The organism is Streptomyces sp. NRRL B-3229, assembly GCF_000719505.1.
In the GTDB taxonomy this organism is placed as follows: domain Bacteria; phylum Actinomycetota; class Actinomycetes; order Streptomycetales; family Streptomycetaceae; genus Streptomyces; species Streptomyces griseorubiginosus.
The window spans coordinates 268,565-286,252 of the sequence record NZ_JOGP01000001.1 but is presented as its reverse complement, the minus strand read 5'-3'; the positions used below and the strand labels follow the sequence as shown (position 1 = coordinate 286,252).

14 protein-coding genes are annotated in these 17,688 nt (G+C 71.2%); 9 read left to right on the top strand and 5 right to left on the bottom strand.

The window, feature by feature from the left end; all coding sequences use genetic code 11:
• The first annotated feature begins 29 nt into the window (after positions 1 to 29).
• On the top strand, positions 30 to 1,772 hold the full coding sequence (locus IF54_RS0101285; RefSeq protein ID WP_030313505.1) for a pyruvate dehydrogenase: 1,743 nt from the start codon (positions 30 to 32) through the stop codon (positions 1,770 to 1,772).
• A gap of 8 nt (positions 1,773 to 1,780) precedes the next feature.
• Here the strand turns inward: IF54_RS0101285 and IF54_RS0101280 are convergent, their stop codons facing one another.
• Positions 1,781 to 3,316, bottom strand: a complete 1,536-nt coding sequence (locus IF54_RS0101280) for a helix-turn-helix domain-containing protein (protein ID WP_107047775.1) — start codon at positions 3,314 to 3,316, stop codon at positions 1,781 to 1,783.
• Positions 3,317 to 3,519: 203 nt separating this feature from the next.
• Here IF54_RS0101280 and IF54_RS0101275 point away from each other — a divergent pair, with 203 nt between their 5' ends.
• The 3 genes from IF54_RS0101275 (at position 3,520) to IF54_RS0101265 (ending at position 5,869) form a co-directional block, all read left to right on the top strand.
• Positions 3,520 to 4,137, top strand: coding sequence for a hypothetical protein (locus tag IF54_RS0101275; protein ID WP_030313501.1), 618 nt, complete (start codon positions 3,520 to 3,522; stop codon positions 4,135 to 4,137).
• Positions 4,138 to 4,247: 110 nt separating this feature from the next.
• Positions 4,248 to 4,742 (top strand): hypothetical protein, encoded by a 495-nt coding sequence (locus tag IF54_RS0101270; protein WP_030313499.1) that lies wholly within the window; start codon positions 4,248 to 4,250, stop codon positions 4,740 to 4,742.
• Between the two features lie 704 nt (positions 4,743 to 5,446).
• On the top strand, positions 5,447 to 5,869 hold the full coding sequence (locus IF54_RS0101265; protein ID WP_030313497.1) for an ATP-binding protein: 423 nt from the start codon (positions 5,447 to 5,449) through the stop codon (positions 5,867 to 5,869).
• 66 nt (positions 5,870 to 5,935) lie between these two features.
• Here IF54_RS0101265 and IF54_RS0101260 read toward each other — a convergent pair whose 3' ends face one another.
• Together IF54_RS0101260 and IF54_RS0101255 are read right to left on the bottom strand one after the other, a co-directional pair.
• Complete coding sequence (locus IF54_RS0101260) at positions 5,936 to 6,973, bottom strand: DUF2637 domain-containing protein (protein WP_030313496.1); 1,038 nt, start codon at positions 6,971 to 6,973, stop codon at positions 5,936 to 5,938.
• A gap of 317 nt (positions 6,974 to 7,290) precedes the next feature.
• Positions 7,291 to 8,157 carry a (2Fe-2S)-binding protein gene (locus IF54_RS0101255; protein WP_030313494.1) on the bottom strand — a complete coding sequence of 289 codons (867 nt, stop codon included), beginning with the start codon at positions 8,155 to 8,157 and terminating at the stop codon, positions 7,291 to 7,293.
• Between the two features lie 170 nt (positions 8,158 to 8,327).
• Here IF54_RS0101255 and IF54_RS0101250 point away from each other — a divergent pair, with 170 nt between their 5' ends.
• Complete coding sequence (locus IF54_RS0101250; protein WP_037819033.1) at positions 8,328 to 9,110, top strand: GntR family transcriptional regulator; 783 nt, start codon at positions 8,328 to 8,330, stop codon at positions 9,108 to 9,110.
• Positions 9,111 to 9,330: 220 nt separating this feature from the next.
• On the opposite strand, the gene IF54_RS0101245 is transcribed toward IF54_RS0101250, so the two are convergent.
• Positions 9,331 to 10,104 (bottom strand): hypothetical protein, encoded by a 774-nt coding sequence (locus tag IF54_RS0101245; RefSeq protein ID WP_030313491.1) that lies wholly within the window; start codon positions 10,102 to 10,104, stop codon positions 9,331 to 9,333.
• 127 nt (positions 10,105 to 10,231) lie between these two features.
• A complete protein-coding gene (locus IF54_RS0101240) occupies positions 10,232 to 11,905 on the bottom strand; it encodes a PucR family transcriptional regulator (RefSeq protein WP_030313489.1) in 1,674 nt (557 codons plus the stop codon).
• 342 nt (positions 11,906 to 12,247) lie between these two features.
• Between IF54_RS0101240 and IF54_RS0101235 the strand changes: the two genes are divergently transcribed.
• From IF54_RS0101235 to IF54_RS0101220, 4 genes are all read left to right on the top strand, one after another.
• The gene (locus IF54_RS0101235; RefSeq protein WP_030313487.1) at positions 12,248 to 13,138 is read left to right on the top strand and encodes an FAD binding domain-containing protein; all 891 of its coding nucleotides are present in this window, start codon (positions 12,248 to 12,250) and stop codon (positions 13,136 to 13,138) included.
• Positions 13,138 to 13,674 carry a (2Fe-2S)-binding protein gene (locus tag IF54_RS0101230; protein WP_030313485.1) on the top strand — a complete coding sequence of 179 codons (537 nt, stop codon included), beginning with the start codon at positions 13,138 to 13,140 and terminating at the stop codon, positions 13,672 to 13,674. The genes IF54_RS0101235 and IF54_RS0101230 overlap by 1 nt, the downstream gene beginning before the upstream one ends.
• 1 nt (position 13,675) lies before the next feature.
• The gene (locus IF54_RS0101225) at positions 13,676 to 16,063 is read left to right on the top strand and encodes a xanthine dehydrogenase family protein molybdopterin-binding subunit (protein ID WP_030313483.1); all 2,388 of its coding nucleotides are present in this window, start codon (positions 13,676 to 13,678) and stop codon (positions 16,061 to 16,063) included.
• A gap of 144 nt (positions 16,064 to 16,207) precedes the next feature.
• The gene (locus tag IF54_RS0101220; RefSeq protein WP_020133508.1) at positions 16,208 to 17,665 is read left to right on the top strand and encodes an NCS2 family permease; all 1,458 of its coding nucleotides are present in this window, start codon (positions 16,208 to 16,210) and stop codon (positions 17,663 to 17,665) included.
• Positions 17,666 to 17,688 lie beyond the last annotated feature (23 nt).

Genomic DNA, 17,688 nt, shown 5'->3' with positions numbered 1-17,688 from the left:
CGGAAGACCGAAGAGGGGTGCAGGGATCCATGGCCAAACAGAACGTCGCCGAGCAGTTCGTGGACATCCTCGTCAAAGCCGGAGTGAAGCGTCTCTACGGCGTCGTCGGCGACAGCCTCAACCCGGTCGTGGACGCCGTCAGGCGCAACGCCGCCATCGACTGGGTGCACGTACGGCACGAGGAGACCGCCGCCTTCGCCGCCGGCGCCGAGGCCCAGATCACCGGCAAGCTCACCGCCTGCGCCGGCTCCTGCGGGCCCGGCAACCTGCACCTCATCAACGGCCTCTACGACGCCCATCGCTCCATGGCCCCGGTCCTCGCCCTCGCCTCGCACATCCCCTCCAGCGAGATCGGCCTCGGTTTCTTCCAGGAGACCCACCCCGACCGCCTGTTCCAGGAGTGCAGCCACTACAGCGAGATGATCTCCAGCCCGAAGCAGATGCCGCGGCTGCTCCAGACCGCCATCCAGAACGCCGTCGGCCGCTCCGGCGTCAGCGTCGTCTCCCTGCCCGGCGACATCGCCGACCAGCCCGCCCCCGAGAAGGCCGCCGAGACCGCCCTCGTCACCTCACGGCCCTCCGTCCGCCCCGGCGACGCCGAGATCGACAAGCTCGTCGAGATGATCGACAAGGCCCAGAAGGTCACCCTCTTCTGCGGCAGCGGCACCGCGGGCGCGCACGCCGAGGTCATGGAGTTCGCGGAGAAGGTCAAGTCCCCCGTGGGCCACGCCCTCCGGGGCAAGGAGTGGATCCAGTACGACAACCCCTTCGACGTCGGCATGAGCGGACTGCTCGGCTACGGCGCCGCCTACGAGGCGACCCACGAGTGCGACCTGCTGATCCTGCTCGGCACCGACTTCCCGTACAACGCCTTCCTGCCCGACGACGTCCAGATCGCCCAGGTCGACGTACGGCCCGAACACCTCGGCCGCCGCTCCAAGCTGGACCTGGCCGTCTGGGGCGACGTGAAGGAGACCCTGCGGTGTCTGACGCCCCGGGTCAAGGAGAAGACGAACCGGCGCTTCCTCGACAAGATGCTCAAGAAGCACGCCGACGCGCTCGAAGGGGTCGTCAAGGCGTACACCCGCAAGGTCGAGAAGCACGTCCCGATCCACCCCGAGTACGTGGCCTCCGTACTGGACGAACTCGCCGCCGACGACGCCGTGTTCACCGTCGACACCGGTATGTGCAATGTGTGGGCCGCCCGCTACATCTCGCCCAACGGCCGTCGCCGGGTGATCGGTTCGTTCTCGCACGGGTCGATGGCGAACGCGCTGCCGATGGCGATCGGAGCCCAGTTCACCGACCGCAAACGGCAGGTCGTGTCGATGTCCGGCGACGGCGGGTTCTCCATGCTGATGGGCGACTTCCTGACCCTCGTGCAGTACGACCTCCCCGTGAAGGTCGTGCTGTTCAACAACTCCTCCCTCGGCATGGTCGAGTTGGAGATGCTGGTCGCGGGACTGCCCTCCTACGGCACCGCCAACAAGAACCCCGACTTCGCCGCCGTGGCCCGCGCCTGCGGCGCCTACGGAGAGCGCGTCGAGAAGCCGAAGGATCTCGCCGGGGCGCTCAAGGCAGCGTTCAAGCACAAGGGCCCGGCCCTCGTCGACATCGTCACCGACCCCAACGCGCTGTCCATCCCGCCGAAGATCAGCGCCGAGATGGTCACCGGATTCGCCCTGTCCGCCTCGAAGATCGTCCTCGACGGCGGGGTAGGCCGGATGGTCCAGATGGCCCGCTCCAACCTCCGGAACGTGCCTCGGCCCTAGGCCCGTCCTCAGCCGGTGTACTCCACCCAGGCCCGCTGACCGGCCGCGTCCGTGCCGTACCAGTAGCGGGGCAGGCCCTTGATGCCCGTCGTGCGGAACGGCTTGCCGTGGTCGTCGATCCGGACCGTGCCGGTGCGGCCCTGGGAGGACCAGTCCAGTTCGAGGTACCAGTTGCAGTCGCAGGTGACCGTCTCCGCGGTCACCAGCAGGATCTCCGGGTCCGTCGAGGAGACCCGGTAGGGCATCCTGACGGCCGGGATGACGTTCTCGCCGTCGTTGCCGGGCTTCGACCGGGCGATCGGACGGTCCTTGTCGAGATCGACGGAGAACTCACGCGGGGTGAGAGCGCCGCCGCACCCCTGCTCCATGGCGTACGAGTTGCCCTGGACCGGCGTCCCGCGTGAGGCCACCCGGACCCGGAGGTCCTCCAGGACGACCGCCGTGGAGCTGCGGCCCTGCACCGAGATCCGCACCATGGTCTGCCGGCCGTGGATCGCGCCCTGCGTCGCCGCCCACTGCGCCGCGTCCTGCGAGACCGGGGGCGGCGGGACCTGGGCCGGCGGCTTGGTGATGACGTAGTCGTGGCCGCAGCCCGCGAACCAGACGTGGGAGTTGGCGGTCCAGGTGAGCGGCGTACCGGTGAAGCCGCCCTGCTTCCCGGCCTTGCCGGTGCCCTGGGAGGCCGAACCCCCGCCCGGCGCCGACGCGGACGGGCTGCCGCTGTGGCCCTTGGGTGTCGGGGAGCCGGAGGTGGCGGACGGACTCGGCGAGGCGGACGGGGAGCGGTCGGGCGTGCTCGACGCCGAGGTGCGGGACGAGGGGTCGGGCGCGTCGGCGACCGTGTCCGACCCGGAACGCCCCGAGGGCAGCGCCGACAGACTGCCCAGCGTCGCCAGCAGCGCCACCGCGGCGGCCGCGGTGACGGCGATCCGCCGACGGCGGTACCAGGGGCGGGGCGGGGGAGCAGCGGTACCGGGGCCCGAGAGCAGTCCGTCGTCACCGTCGGCGTTGCTGGTCTCGTCACCGGTACCCGGGTCACCGACCGCCGCGTCCGTATCCGTGCCGCCGACCGCGGCGTCCGTAGTCGTCTCGCCGGATGTCTCCGCCGCCGTACTGCCGGCCGTCCCCGCCGCCGTACTGCCGGCCGTCCCCGCCGCCGTACTGCCGGCCGTCCCCGCCGCCGCGTCGGCGGGATCGTCTCCGGGGATCGGCGACGCCGCCGTGGCTTCCTCCGCCGCTCGGGGTCGCTGCCTCGCCGCCACCGCCGACAGCCACAGCCGGTGCAGATCCATCCGTTCCTCGGCCGAGGCCCCGCACAGCGCGGCGAATCGTTCCACCGGAGCGAAGTCGAGCGGCACCGCGTCGCCGGCGCAGTAGCGGTGCAGGGTCGAGGTGTTCATGTTCAGGCGCCGGGCCAGCGAGCCGTAACTGCGGTCCGTGCGTTCCTTCAGGCTCCGCAGCAGTGCCGCGAACTCCTGGACCTCGTCCTGCGGTTCGGGTGCGGACAACGATTCCCCCCTGATCCGGTATCCCAGGCCCACCATATACCTGCACGTCAGAAGGGGTGGGATGGTTCCACCACTCCGAAAGGGCCGCTAGTCGTTGCGCCGACCTCCTGTGACAGCGGATGCTTCTGGTGTCGCACCGACCAGGGCCGGACCGACCACCGGCGGCGGGCGTCATTCCATGCTCATGCACCCATCACTCCTGCATGCCATCACTCATGCACTCATCACGGGGGACATCCATGTTCACGCGTACTCGAGTCGGCGCGCTCTCCGCTCTCGCCCTCACCGGTCTCGCCCTCGGCGCGACGCTCGCCACTCCGGCGCAGGCGGCACCCAAGGCACCCGGCTTCCTCGCGGCCGCCGACCTCCCGCCGCACCCGAGTTCCGACTGGACCGCCGGCAAGGTCACCGGCGGGGTGGGCGAGGCAGGGCTCGGTGTCTGCGCCCAGGCCGGCGTCCCGGCCCGCTCCTCCGCATGGAACCGTGAGTTCCGAACCGAGCTGGAGACCGGCGCCCGACAGGTCACCGTCGTCCTGCGCGACACCGCGTCGGCGAAGAGCCTCGTCTCCCGGCTGAACCGGGACTTCAAGAACTGCGCGACCAGGATCGAGCAGGCAGACCCGGAGACCAGCGCGACCGGCAAGGACTTCGGAAAGCTGTCCGTCGAGGAGGGCGCCCACGTGTACGGGCTCGCGACCGAGACCTCCTGGGGCGCCCTCGACGTCCACCTCATGTCCGTCGGCCGGGACGGCCGCACCGTGACCGTCGTCAACTGGGGCGAGATGGGCCGCCTCGGCGACGCACCGGTGAAGGCCTTCAAGAAGACCACCGTCACCGCGGTCAACAAGCTCCACTGACCGGCGGGGCCGCCCTCCCGCACGGGGGTCGGGCGGGCGGCCCCGCTCCGGACCACGACACAGCAGCGCACAGCACAACAGCGCACAGCACCTGAAAACGGGGATCAGACATGAACAGCAGCACCAGGACCCGCCGTACCGCCCTGGCCGTCGGCCTCGCCCTGGCCCTCGGCCTCGGCGCCACCGCCCAGGCCTCCGCCAAAGCGCCGCGCAGCGTCGGCGGGAAGCCCTCCGACAACCTCACCCGCATCGCCGACTTCTACGGCACCTACATCGACGCGGTGACCGACGAGGACAGTGGCGGCCTCCGGGACGCGCTCCGCGCCCACTACCTCACGCCCGCCTTCCAGAAGGAGTTGAACGCCTGGGAGGAGAGGGAGCACGCCGACGGCGTCCTGCGCGCCCAGAACGTCCCGCTCGCCTGGAAGGTCACCGAGAGTGGAACCGCCAGGCACACGGAGGCCGTCGTCACCCTCACGTGGAGCGCAGGTCAGACCAGCACGCTCGTCGTCGACATGACCCGCGACACCCACAAGATCTTCCACATCGGCACCAAGGGGATCGGCACCAAGGGCGCCGGAGGCAAGAGCAGCGGAGGCAAGTGACGGCAGAATCCGGCCAGTTTCCCGCCTGCCCCGGCTCTTCACCGGCTACGGCGGGAACGGCAGCCCGGTGTAGGTGAATCGGCCCATGCGGTGTCATCCCGGTGTCCCGGGGCCGCGTGGGCCGATTGCCGTGTGGCAGCGCGGGACCGGCCGCCGACGCCGGGCCGGATGAACCGGCGCACCTCCACTCGCTGTCACGGGCGCATCCGAGGTGCCGTGCGGCAGCCCCCCGCCCGTGAGGGCTGAGGGAGCACCCGGTGTCTCGGACCGTACCTGCGTCCCGCGCGTCCCCGGCCAGCCGCGCCCTCGGCTCAACCACCGCTCCCAGCAGGGGCTTTGCGAGCCGCAGGACCGGCACGACCGCACCGGTTCGCCTGGCACATGCCGTGAGGCGAGTCCGGAGGCACGGACGTCGAGCGCCGCGGGGCGGCGCGGCCGGGAGCCGTCTTCGGGCACGGCGGTCCGGGAGCCGCGGTCCGGGAATCCGCAGCTCCGCGGGCGGGACCGGGGTCGCCCCCACAACTGTGGCCGAACACCTGGTCGTTGACGATTCGACATGACTGCCGTCCGAACTACGGGGGCATGGATCCCCGTGAACGTGTTCGAGCAGGAGGGGAACCGACATCGGCACGCGGGCGGGGGTCATGAAGAGGCAGGCACGAGGAGGCGGTCCCACGGCAGGAGGGGCCTTCTCGGCACAGACCATGGAGGAGACGACCGACGGCACCCTGGAGCTGGCGCGGTCGCCACAGCTCCGGCGGAGACTGGAGCGGGCGGACCTGGGGGCCGTACCGGAGACTCGCAGGGCCCTGCGCGAGCTGTTACGGCAGTGGGGCAGGCCCGGACGATCGGAGATTGCGGAACTGCTCACCAGCGAACTGGTCACCAACGCACTCGTCCACACCGATCGCGACGCGGTGGTCACGGCCACCGTGGGACCGCAGGCCCTGCGGGTGGAGGTACGGGACTTCGTGGCCCACCGGCCCAGGGTGCGGATACCCGAAGCGGGCGAGAGTACGCACGGCCGGGGCCTGGTCCTGGTGCAGTCCCTCGCGGACGCCTGGGGCGTACGGGCGCATGGGGTGGGAAAGTCCGTCTGGTTCGAACTGGACGCCGAAGCGGCGTGAAAGACGGCAACGGGAAGGGGGCGTGACCGCGTCGGTCACGCCCCCTTCCCATGGTGCCTCGGCTCCCTAGCCGAACTGCTGCTCAAGATCCTTGAGCTTGCGCTCCAGCGAGTCGAGACGCGGCAGAGCCATTGTGTCGTCCTCCGCGGTGAGGTCGACGGAGGAGTCAGCCCCATGGCGCACGGGCTGGAGCGAAGGACGCTGCCGTACGGGCAGCGGCTGGGGCTCCGGCGTCGATATGGCAGGCTCCGCGGACGCGCGCTCCAGAGCCGCGGCCTGCGGCGGCTGCTCCAACTGACGTCCCCGGCCGACGAATCCACGGTGGCCACGGCTGATGGCCTTCAGCTGCGCACGCTCCATGCGCTGCTGGTCCCGGCGCCGTATGCGGGCGGTTTCCTTCTGACGCTGGTCCTCGCGGACCTCGTCGACCGCCTCGTCGAGGCTGCGGACGTTCTCCAGCAGCATCAGCGACCAGGCCTTGTAGGTCTCACGGGGCGCCCTCAGCCAGCGCACCACGCGGATCTGCGGCAGCGGCCGCGGCACCAGACCCTGCTCACGGAGCGCGGCCCGGCGGGTCTGCTTCAGCGCGCGGTCGAACAGTACGGCGGCGGAGAGGGACATGCCGGAGAAGAACTGGGGGGCGCCGTCGTGGCCGAAGCCCCGCGGGGCGTGCACCCAGTTGAACCAGGCCGCCGCGCCGGCGAACGTCCACACCAGTATCCGGGAGCCGAGCGCCGCGTCACCGTGGCTGGCCTCGCGCACCGCGAGCACGGAGCAGAACATCGCCGCGCCGTCGAGCCCGAACGGCACCAGGTACTGCCAGCCGCCGGAGAGGCTCAGGTTCTCCTCACCGAAGCCGACCAGGCCGCGGAAGGAAAGGGCGGCGGCGACCGCCGCACAGCAGAAGAGGAGGACATAGGAGGCGGTGCCGTACAGGGCTTCCTTGCGCCTGCGGCGCTCCTCGCTGCGCTCCCAGGAGTCGTCTTTCGCGTGCTCCCCGCCGGACCGCTTGCTCCGCGCGAGCACCGCTACCGCCGCCAGCATGCCCAGGAGCAGTACGGCGCCCGGAAGCAGCCAGTTCAGCGATATGTCGGTCAGTCTCATCTGGGGGTCCCTTGCATTGGGATAGGGCGTAACGCCCGCCATAGTGGCCCACTCCCACCGGCCCTCAGGGGGTTTCGGGGCAAGTGGCCGCCAAGGAAGTGCAAGGGAGTTGCCCAGGGCAGCGTTTTGCTCGAACTGCCGCTTGAGGGGCGGGAGTTGAGTTCGAATAAGACTACCCGTACGGGTGGTTCTCCGGAAAGTTCCTGCGCCAAGTGAGGAAGTTGTGAAGTGCCTGTAACCGAACGGGCGTCTCAGTCGGCGTTGATCTTACGGGACCCTTCCGGGGGGTGTGCACGGGGGGTCCTCCTGACGGAAGCTCAACTCGCGGCGGTCGCGGTGAGCTTGGCGATCCGGTCCGTGTCGCAGGTGCGCGGGCAGGTGGCGCAGGTGTCGTCCGGGGCCAGTGTGTAGTACATGCAGCAGCTCACCCGGTCCCGGGTGGGCAGGGCCGCGCCGTCCGGGCCGGTCAGCATCCGGAAGGCGGGGGAGCCGACGTACGGCTTGGTGGTTCCGGGGAGGAGCCGGTCGAGTTCGCGCTCGGCCCGGTGCTTCTCGTGCTCGCCGAGGAGTCCGGCGACGTACCAGATCCCCTCGACGATCTCGTCCGTCACCATGCCCCGCAGGGCCCGGCCGCGGCGGCGCATGCGGGGGCCGAAAGCGGTGAGCAGCGGTGCCATGTGCTCGGCGATCGCGTCCCGCAGTTCGGCGCGCAGGGACTCCTCGTCGGGGACCGGGCGTGCGCCCGGGAGTGCCGCCGCGGGGTCGTCCGGGAGGCAGGCGAACGAGCTCGGGTGCACCGCGAGGGCCATCGGGCCCCGGGTGCGGTCGTAGGAGACGTGGGTCACGGGATAGCGGGGGACCCTGCGGTGGAGGAACCAGGGGGCGGTGAAGAGGAGACAGGCCGGCCAGGCGTAGCGGTGCAGGCCGAAGCCGGCGATCACGTCCGGGCGGCCCTGCCGGCGGTTGTCCCTGAGGACCTGCTCGTGGTCCCAGGCGAGGAACGCGTCCAGGGCGGTGGGGTTCCCTGCGAGGTCCGCGGCGGTGACCCAGCCGCCGCCGGCGGGGAGGGGGGTGGGCGGGGGGAGTTCGGTGACGGTCAGGGTGGGCAGGGCCTTGGTCAGGCGGGCGTAGGCGGGGGTGACGGGGGTTGCCGGGGAAACGGGGGCGGGCGGTGGTGTGGGCATGTGAGCCACCCGTTCGCGGTCGGTCTGGGGGCGGGCCTGCTTCAAAGGTAAGGCTTACCTTATCAAGGCTTTCGGGATTTGAACTGAGGCGTTCTGCGCCTAAGGTGCTTGACGGGTGAGTAACAACCCGTCGTAATGACCCCAAGTGCTGACACGTCCGAGGAGGGCCCGTGAAGGGTGTGGGGCGGGACGTGGACCGGGCCGTACGGGAGGCCGTGGCCGACGTCCGGGTGCCGCCGCAGACGCGGGCCTCCGAGATGCGGGGTGAGCACGCGCAGGCTGAGCACGCGCGCGGTGAGCACACGCACAGCGAGGTGCCGATTCCGCGGGCGGTCGTGCAGCGGGCGTCCGTGCGGGGGCAGGTCCTGGACGCTCTGCGTACGGCGTTGATGGCGGGGGAGTTGCGCCCGGGGGACGTGTACTCGGCGCCCGCGCTGGGGGAACGTTTCGGGGTGTCCGCGACGCCCGTGCGGGAGGCCATGCAGCAGCTCGCAGTGGAGGGGGCCGTCGAGGTCGTTCCCAACCGGGGGTTCCGGGTGGTCGAGCGGGGGGCCCGTGAACTGGCGGAGCTGGCCGAGGTGCGGGCGCTGATCGAGGTGCCGGTGATGGTACGGCTGGCGCGGACCGTGTCGGTGGAACGGTGGGCGGAGCTGCGACCGCTGGCGGAGGCGACGGTGCGGGCGGCGGCGTCGGGGTGCCGGGCGACGTACGCGGAGACCGATCGGGCGTTTCATCGCGGGGTGCTGGGGTTGTCGGGGAACGAGCAACTGGTGCAGATCGCGGAGGACTTGCATCGGCGGTCGCAGTGGCCGTTGGTGGGGGGTGTTTCGTCTCGGGGGCGGGGGGATCTGGTGGCGGACGCGGGGGAGCATGTCGCGTTGCTGGATGCGTTGATGGCTCGGGACGTGGATGTGGTGCGGGGCTTGGTGGGCGGGCACTTCGCCGGCGCGTGAGGGTGGTCGGGCGTCGTCTGCGGCTTCGGTGGGGGCGGGCGTTCCGCGCAGTTCCCCGCGCCCCTGAAATGCCTGCGGCGGCCCGTTGCGGTCCGGCGGGGGCGGACGGTCCCGCCGTAGCGCAGGTGAACTGCAACTCCCCAGGGGCGCGGGGAACTGCGCGACCAGCCACGAGGGACCCGCACCCGCCGAACAACCGGACTTGGCACCCCCGTTGGCGCTACGCCGACGCCGCCGGTGGAGTCAGCTGGCGGGACAGCCATGTCGGGACGCCGCCCAGGAGGCGGTGCAAGCGGCGGGCCTCCTCGCGGAGTCGGGTGGCCTCGGGTTCGACCTCCGCTTCTGCCAGGGAGGCCAGTGCAGGAGCCGTGCCGACGAGGTAGCCCAACTCCTCGCGGATCCGGAGGGATTCGGCGAAGCCGTGCCGGGCCTCGGCCAACTCGCCGTCCCGCAGGGCCAGTCCGGCAAGGTGGCGCCAGGTGCAGGAGAGCAGGAGCGGGTCGGACTGGGCCGTAGCTCCGGCGTGGGCGCGGCGGTAGGCCGCGCGGGCCGACTGGGGGGAGTGGGCCAGGTTCTCCGCCAGCAGGCCCCGGCGGAAGTCGAGGAGGGCCCTTCCCTCGGCGCCCGGGGCGATCAGCGCGGCGGCCCGGCCGAGCGCCGCCCTCGCCTCGTCCGCCCGGTCGCGCACTCCGTGGATCGTCGCCGCGTACGCAAGGTGCCCCCGTTCACAAGCGGCCGCGCCCCGCTCGTCGTCGCTGTGGGCCAGCGCCTCCGCGGTCCGCAGCGCGTCCTCCGCCTCCGCCCAGCCCTGTTCGGTGTACAGGCAGCGTTCCACCAGCAGCGCTGTCCGCTGGAGGGCCGCCCGCGCGGTGACCGGTTTTAGCAGGGCGGCCGCGTCGGCCCAGCAGGCTCTCGAGCGCAGCCGCCATACCGCGGTCTGGAGTGGATCGTCACCGGCAGTCGTTCCGTTACCAGACATGGCGGTATGCGCCACGTTGCCCTCCCCGAGCGCGCCATCGAGCTATGAGTGGTGGGCGCAGTTCAGCATGAATCCGCGGGCCCGGCCAAGGGGGTGGGTGAAGGAATTCACAAAGTCGTGGGAGTCGGGGGGTTCACGGGTTTCAGCTCATCCGCAGTGCCAGGAAGAAATCCAGCTTGTCCTCGAGGCGGGACAGGTCGCGGCTCGTCAACTGCTCGATCCGGCCGACGCGGTAGCGCAGCGTGTTGACGTGCAGGTGGAGGCGGGTGGCGCAGCGGGTCCAGGAGCCGTCGCAGTCGAGGAAGGCCTCGAGGGTGGGGATCAGCTCGGCCCGGTGACGGCGGTCGTAGTCACGCAGGGGGTCGAGGAGGCGGGCGGTGAAGGCTCGGCGGACGTCGTCGGGGACGAAGGGCAGCAGCAGGACGTGCGAGGCCAGTTCCTGGTGGCCCGCCGCGCAGACCCGGCCGGGGCGCGCCGCCGCCACCCGGCGGGCGTGCCGCGCCTCCTCCAGCGCGCCCCGCAGGCCTTCCGCCGAGTGGACCGCGGCGCTCACGCCCAGGGTGACCCGGCCGTCGCCGTCCAGGCCCGCGGAGAGGGGCTCCCGGACGGATGCGAGGAGGGCGTCGGCGAGGATGCCCGTCTCCGAGCCGTCGTGTTCCGTCGAGACGGCGGGCAGGGGGACCAGGGCGATCGCCTCGTCGCCGGTGTGGGCCACCGCGATGCGGTCCGAGGGCTCGGGGCCGGTCGCGAGGGGGTCCACCAGGATCTCCTCCAGGAGGGACTGGGCCACCGGGCCGCCTTCCAGCTCGCCGTCCTGCCACTCGACCCTGGCCACCACCACCTGCCAGTGCGGGGCGGCTCCGAGACCGGGCAGCAGCACCGGGGCGGCCACCCTGAGGCGGGCGGCGATCTCCGCCGGTGCCGCACCCGTCTGGACCAGTTCCAGGACCTCCTGGGCCAGGCGGCGGCGGACCGTGCGGGCCGCGTCCCTGCGGTCGCGCTCCACCGCGATCAGCTGGGTGACGCCCTGGAGGAGGTCGAGCCGTTCCTCGGGCCAGTCGCCGGCGTCCGCCTCCACCGCCAGCAGCCAGTCGGACAGGACCGTCTCGCGGACGTCCCGGGAGGCGTGGGGGGAGCGGCCCGAACTGCGGACCGGGAAGAGGGAGTACGTCGACGAACCGAGCGTGACCCGGTGGGGGCCGCGGCGGCCGGTGCGGGCCGCCGCCAGGTGTTCCGCCGCGAGCTTCGCGCAGAGGTCCGCGGGGAGGCCGGGGCCCGCCGTCTTCGGGCCCGCGATCGCCCGGCCGGCGGGGGAAAGCACCCAGGCGCGCAGGTCCAGGTCGGAGCCGAGGAGATCCAGGACCACGTCCGGCCCGCCGCCCGCCGGGCCCGAGGTCATCATGCGGCGGTGCCGGTCCACCACGGCCGCCAGGTCACCCGCGCGCTCGCCCGAGACCTGCCGTACGACATGCTCGGTGATCGTCGCGAACGCCACCGACTCGTGCACGGCGAAGAGGGGGAGGCGGTGCCGGGCGCAGGCCACGACCAGGTCCTCCGGGATGTCCCCGAGCTCCGCCTCGCCGGCCGCCAGCGCGGCCACGCCGGCCTGCACGAGCAGTCGTACGAACGGCTCCGAGTCGGCGGCGTCCCGGCGCCAGGCGAGGCCCGTCAGGACCAGCTCGCCGCCCGAGAGGTAGCGGCTCGGGTCGCGCAGGTCCGTGGTCATGACACCGCGCACGGTGCGGTCCAGTTCGCCCTCGCCACCGAGCAGCCGCAGGCCCAGCGCGTCGGTGTCCAGCAGTGCGCGCAGCCGCATTCTCGTCGCCGCCGTTCTTTGTCTCGAAATCTACGATGGGGGAAGGGTCCGGTGGAGGAGGAGCGGCTTCTGCCGGTTCCGGGGCTGTGTCCCAGGTCACGTGGGCCGTGCCGCACGTTTCCTCGGCGAAACGGGGAGGTTACCGAGGACCTCCGTTCATACGAATCTACAAGATGAGGGCCGCGACCAGCCAACTCCTTCATGGTTTCCGTGACTGACCCGGTCGGAGTACGGCGCTGTGTACTGGCTCCACTCCACGTAAACAGCACATGAACGAGCCCGGGCCGCCGCACACGATCTGGCTCGATCCGTACGATCACGAGACGAAGAAGAGAGCCGGTCATGGACTTCCTTCGCCCCGCCAGCTGGGAGGAGGCGCTCGCCGCGAAGGCCGAGCACCCCACCGCTGTGCCCATCGCGGGCGGCACCGACGTGATGGTCGAGATCAACTTCGACCACCGGCGGCCCGAGTACCTGCTCGACCTGAACCGTGTCGGCGAGCTGACCGACTGGGAGGTCGGCGAGGACTCCGTGCGGCTGGGCGCCTCCGTGCCGTACACGCAGATCATGGAGCACCTGCGCGGCGAGCTCCCGGGACTGGCCCTCGCCTCGCACACCGTGGCCTCCCCGCAGATCCGCAACCGCGGTGGTGTCGGCGGCAACCTCGGCACCGCCTCCCCGGCCGGTGACGCCCACCCGGCCCTGCTCGCGGCCGGCGCCGAGGTCGAGGTGGAGTCCGTACGCGGATCGCGGCGCATCCCGATCGACGAGTTCTACACCGGCGTGAAGCGCAACGCGCTCGCGGCCGACGAGCTCATCCGCGCGGTGCACGTGAAGAAGGCCGACGGGCCCCAGCAGTACAGCAAGGTGGGCACCAGGAACGCCATGGTCATCGCCGTGTGCGCGTTCGGGCTCGCTCTGCATCCCGAGACGCGGACCGTGCGGACCGGGATCGGTTCGGCCGCACCCACGCCCATTCGGGCCAAGGCCGCCGAGGAGTTCCTGAACGCGGCCCTGGAGGAGGGCGGCTTCTGGGACAACGGCAAGATCATCACCCCGTCGGTCGCCAAGCAGTTCGCGGACCTGTGCGCCGCCTCCTGCAACCCGATCGACGACGTCCGGGGCACCGCGAGCTACCGCCGCCACGCGGTCGGCATCATGGCTCGCCGCACCCTGACCTGGACCTGGGAGTCGTACCGCGGCACCGCCGCCACCACGGAGGGAGCTGCGTAATGCGCGTCAACTTCACTGTCAACGGCCGTCCGCAGGAAGCCGACGACGTCTGGGAGGGCGAGTCCCTGCTGTACGTGCTGCGCGAGCGGCTCGGACTGCCGGGCTCGAAGAACGCCTGCGAGCAGGGCGAGTGCGGGTCCTGCACGGTCCGTCTGGACGGCGTCCCGGTGTGCTCGTGCCTGGTCGCCGCCGGGCAGGTCGAGGGCCGCGAGGTCGTCACCGTCGAGGGGCTCGCGGACTACGCCAAGGAGCGCGCGTGCGGGCACCGGGCTCCCGAGGGGCAGGACTCGCAGACCGGCGAGGGCACCGAACTCGCTCCGATCCAGCAGGCGTTCATCGACGCCGGTGCCGTCCAGTGCGGCTTCTGCACACCGGGGCTGCTGGTCGCCGCCGACGAGATGCTGGAGCGCAACCCCAACCCGAGCGACGCGGACATCCGTGAGGCGCTCTCGGGAAACCTGTGCCGCTGCACCGGCTACGAGAAGATCATGGACGCGGTCCGCCTCGCGGCCGCCCGGCAGGGAGAGGCGGTCTGAGATGTCCACTCCCAACGGCACCCCCACCAAGATCACCCAGGGTTCGCAGACCAGGGGCGGCATCGGCGAGTCCACGCTCCGCCCGGACGGCACCCTCAAGGTCACCGGCGAGTTCGCGTACTCCTCCGACATGTGGCACGAGGACATGCTCTGGGGGCAGATCCTCCGCTCGACCGTCGCGCACGCCGAGATCGTGTCCATCGACACCAGCGAGGCGCTCGCCCTGCCGGGCGTGTACGCCGTCATGACCTACGACGACCTGCCGACCGAGGTGAAGAACTACGGCCTGGAGATCCAGGACACCCCGGTCCTCGCCCACGGCAAGGTCCGCCACCACGGCGAGCCTGTCGCGATCGTCGCCGCCGACCACCCCGAGACGGCCCGCCGCGCCGCCGCCAAGATCAAGGTCGAGTACCGCGAGCTGCCCGTGATCACCGACGAGGCCTCCGCGACCGCCCCCGACGCGATCCTCGTCCACGAGAACCGCGACGACCACCACATCGGGCACGTCCCGCACCCGAACATCGTGCACCGCCAGCCGATCGTCCGCGGGGACGCCCAACAGGCCGCCGAACGGGCCGACTTCGTCGTCAAGGGCGAGTACACCTTCGGCATGCAGGACCAGGCATTCCTCGGCCCCGAGTCGGGTCTCGCCGTGCCGGACGAGGACGGCGGTGTCCACCTCTACATCGCCACCCAGTGGCTGCACTCCGACCTGCGGCAGATCGCGCCCGTGCTCGGCCTGCCCGAGCGCAAGGTGCGCATGACGCTGTCCGGCGTCGGCGGAGCCTTCGGGGGCCGCGAGGACCTGTCGATGCAGATCCACGCCTGTCTGCTGGCCCTGCGCACGGGCAAGCCCGTCAAGATCGTCTACAACCGCTTCGAGTCCTTCTTCGGACACGTCCACCGCCACCCGGCCAAGCTGTACTACGAGCACGGGGCCACCCGCGACGGCAAGTTGACCCACGTCAAGTGCCGGATCGTCCTCGACGGCGGCGCCTACGCCTCCGCCTCCCCGGCCGTGGTCGGCAACGCCTCCTCGCTGTCGATCGGCCCGTACGTGGTCGACGACGTCGACATCGAGGCCATCGCCCTCTACACCAACAACCCGCCCTGCGGCGCGATGCGCGGCTTCGGCGCGGTCCAGGCGTGCTTCGCCTACGAAGCCCAGATGGACAAGCTCGCCGACGCGGTGGGCATGGACCGGGTCGAGTTCCGGCAGCTCAACGCCATGGAGCAGGGCACGATCATGCCGACGGGCCAGCCCGTCGACTCGCCGGCCCCGGTCGCCGAACTCCTGCGCCGCGTCAAGGCGATGCCCCTCCCGCCGGAGCAGCAGTGGCTGTCGGCGGGCGAGCAGGCCGACGTACGGCAGCTGCCGGGCGGTCTGTCCAACACCACCCACGGCGAAGGCGTCGTGCGCGGGGTCGGCTATGCGGTCGGCATCAAGAACGTCGGCTTCTCCGAGGGCTTCGACGACTACTCCACCGCGCGCGTGCGCATGGAGGTCGTCGGCGGTGAGCCCGTCGCCACCGTGCACACCGCGATGGCGGAGGTCGGCCAGGGCGGTGTGACCGTCCACGCGCAGATCGCCCGCACCGAGCTCGGTGTCACCCAGGTGACCATCCACCCCGCGGACACACAGGTGGGCTCGGCGGGTTCGACCTCGGCCTCCCGGCAGACGTACGTCACCGGCGGCGCCGTGAAGAACTCCTGCGAGCTGGTCCGGGAGAAGGTCCTGGAGATCGGGCGTCGCAAGTTCGGCTCCTACCATCCCGCCTGGGCCACCGCCGAGCTGCTCCTGGAGGGCGGCAAGGTCGTCACCGACGGCGGCGAGGTCCTCGCGGACCTGGCCGAGGTGCTGGAGGGCGAGTCCGTCGAGGTCGAGGCGGAGTGGCGGCACCGGCCCACCGAGGCCTTCGACCTGCGCACCGGACAGGGCTTCGGACACGTCCAGTACTCCTTCGCCGCCCACCGCGCGGTCGTCGAGGTCGACACCGAGCTCGGCCTGGTCAAAGTGATCGAGCTGGCCTGCGCGCAGGACGTCGGCAAGGCGCTCAACCCGCTCTCCGTCGTCGGCCAGATCCAGGGCGGCACGATCCAGGGCCTGGGCGTCGCGGTGATGGAGGAGATCATCGTGGACCCGGTGACGGCGAAGGTCAGGAACCCCTCGTTCACGGACTACCTGATCCCCACGATCCTCGACACGCCGACCATCCCCGTCGACGTGCTCGAACTCGCCGACGACCACGCCCCGTACGGGCTGCGCGGCATCGGCGAGGCACCCACCCTGTCCTCGACTCCCGCTGTTCTCGCGGCAATTCGCAACGCGACGGGCCTGGAGCTGAACCGGACACCGGTACGGCCGGAACACCTGACCGGCACCTGACCAACCGGCGAGTCACCCGGGGGACCTGGTCCCCCGGCCCCCAACTGTCCGTCCTGGGCCGTCCCCCGGGTCGTGCACATCCCAAATCCCGTGCCCGAAAAGGCGGTCGCACGGGTGCCCCTGTGAACCTTGGGAGACGGCACCATGACCCAGCAGCAACTCGAGCCGGCGACCACCGCCGACGACGCGGGCGAAGGCACCCGCGTCCCGGCCGGCCGGTCCTGGCTCGACCGGTACTTCCACATATCCCGGCGCGGATCCACCGTGGCACGTGAAGTGCGCGGCGGCGTCACCACCTTCATGGCGATGGCGTACATCCTCCTGCTCAACCCCCTGATCCTGTCCGGCAAGGACGTGGCCGGGGACACCCTCGGCCAGAAGGCCCTCATCACCGCGACGGCGTTCGCGGCGGCCTTCACGACGCTGCTGATGGGCTTCTTCGGCAAGGTGCCGCTCGCCCTCGCCGCCGGCCTCTCCGTCTCCGGCGTGCTGTCCTCGCAGGTCGTGCCCGTGATGACGTGGCCGCAGGCCATGGGCATGTGTGTGATGTACGGCGTGGTCATCATGCTGCTGGTCGTCACCGGCCTGCGCGAGATGATCATGAACGCGATCCCGCTGGCCCTCAAGCACGGCATCACCATGGGCATCGGCCTGTTCGTCGCCCTGATCGGCTTCTACAAGGCCGGCTTCGTCCACCAGGGCAAGGCGACCCCGGTGACGCTCGGCCCCACGGGCGAACTCGCGGGCTGGCCCGTCCTGTTGTTCGCCGTCACCCTCCTCGCCATCTTCATGCTCCAGGCGCGAGGCGTCCCCGGCGCGATCCTCCTCGGCATCGTCGGCGGGACCGTCCTGGCCGTCGTCCTCAACGCCGTCGGGGCCATCGCCCCCGGGCAGTGGGCGAGTGGCGCCCCCGAACTGCACGGCAGCGCGGTCTCGATGCCCGACTTCTCGATCTTCGGGAAGGTCGAGTTCGGGGGCTGGGGCCAGGTCGGCGCGATGACGGTCGGCATGATCGTGTTCACGCTGGTGCTCGCCGGGTTCTTCGACGCGATGGCCACCATCATCGGCGTCGGCACCGAGGCGAAGCTCGCCGACGAGCAGGGCCGGATGCCGGGCCTGTCCAAGGCGCTGTTCATCGACGGGGCGGGCGGCGCGATCGGCGGTGTGGCCGGCGCCTCGGGCCAGACCGTCTTCGTCGAGTCGGCCACCGGCGTGGGCGAGGGGGCCCGCACCGGGCTCTCCTCCGTCGTCACCGGACTGTTCTTCGCGGCCTGTCTGTTCTTCACCCCGCTCACGGCCATCGTGCCCGGCGAGGTCGCGGCCGCAGCCCTCGTGGTCATCGGCGCCATGATGATGATGAACGCCCGCCACGTCGACTGGGCCGACCGCGCGACCGCGATCCCGGTCTTCCTCACCGTCGTGATCATGCCGTTCACCTACTCGATCACCGCCGGCGTCGCCGCGGGCGTCATCTCCTACGTGGCCATCAAGGTCGCGCAGGGCAAGGCCCGGGAGATCGGCGCCTTCATGTGGGGACTGACGGTGATCTTCGTGGTCTACTACGCCCTCAACCCGATCGAGAGCTGGATGGGCGTGCACTAGCCGCCGTCAACGCCCCTGTACGC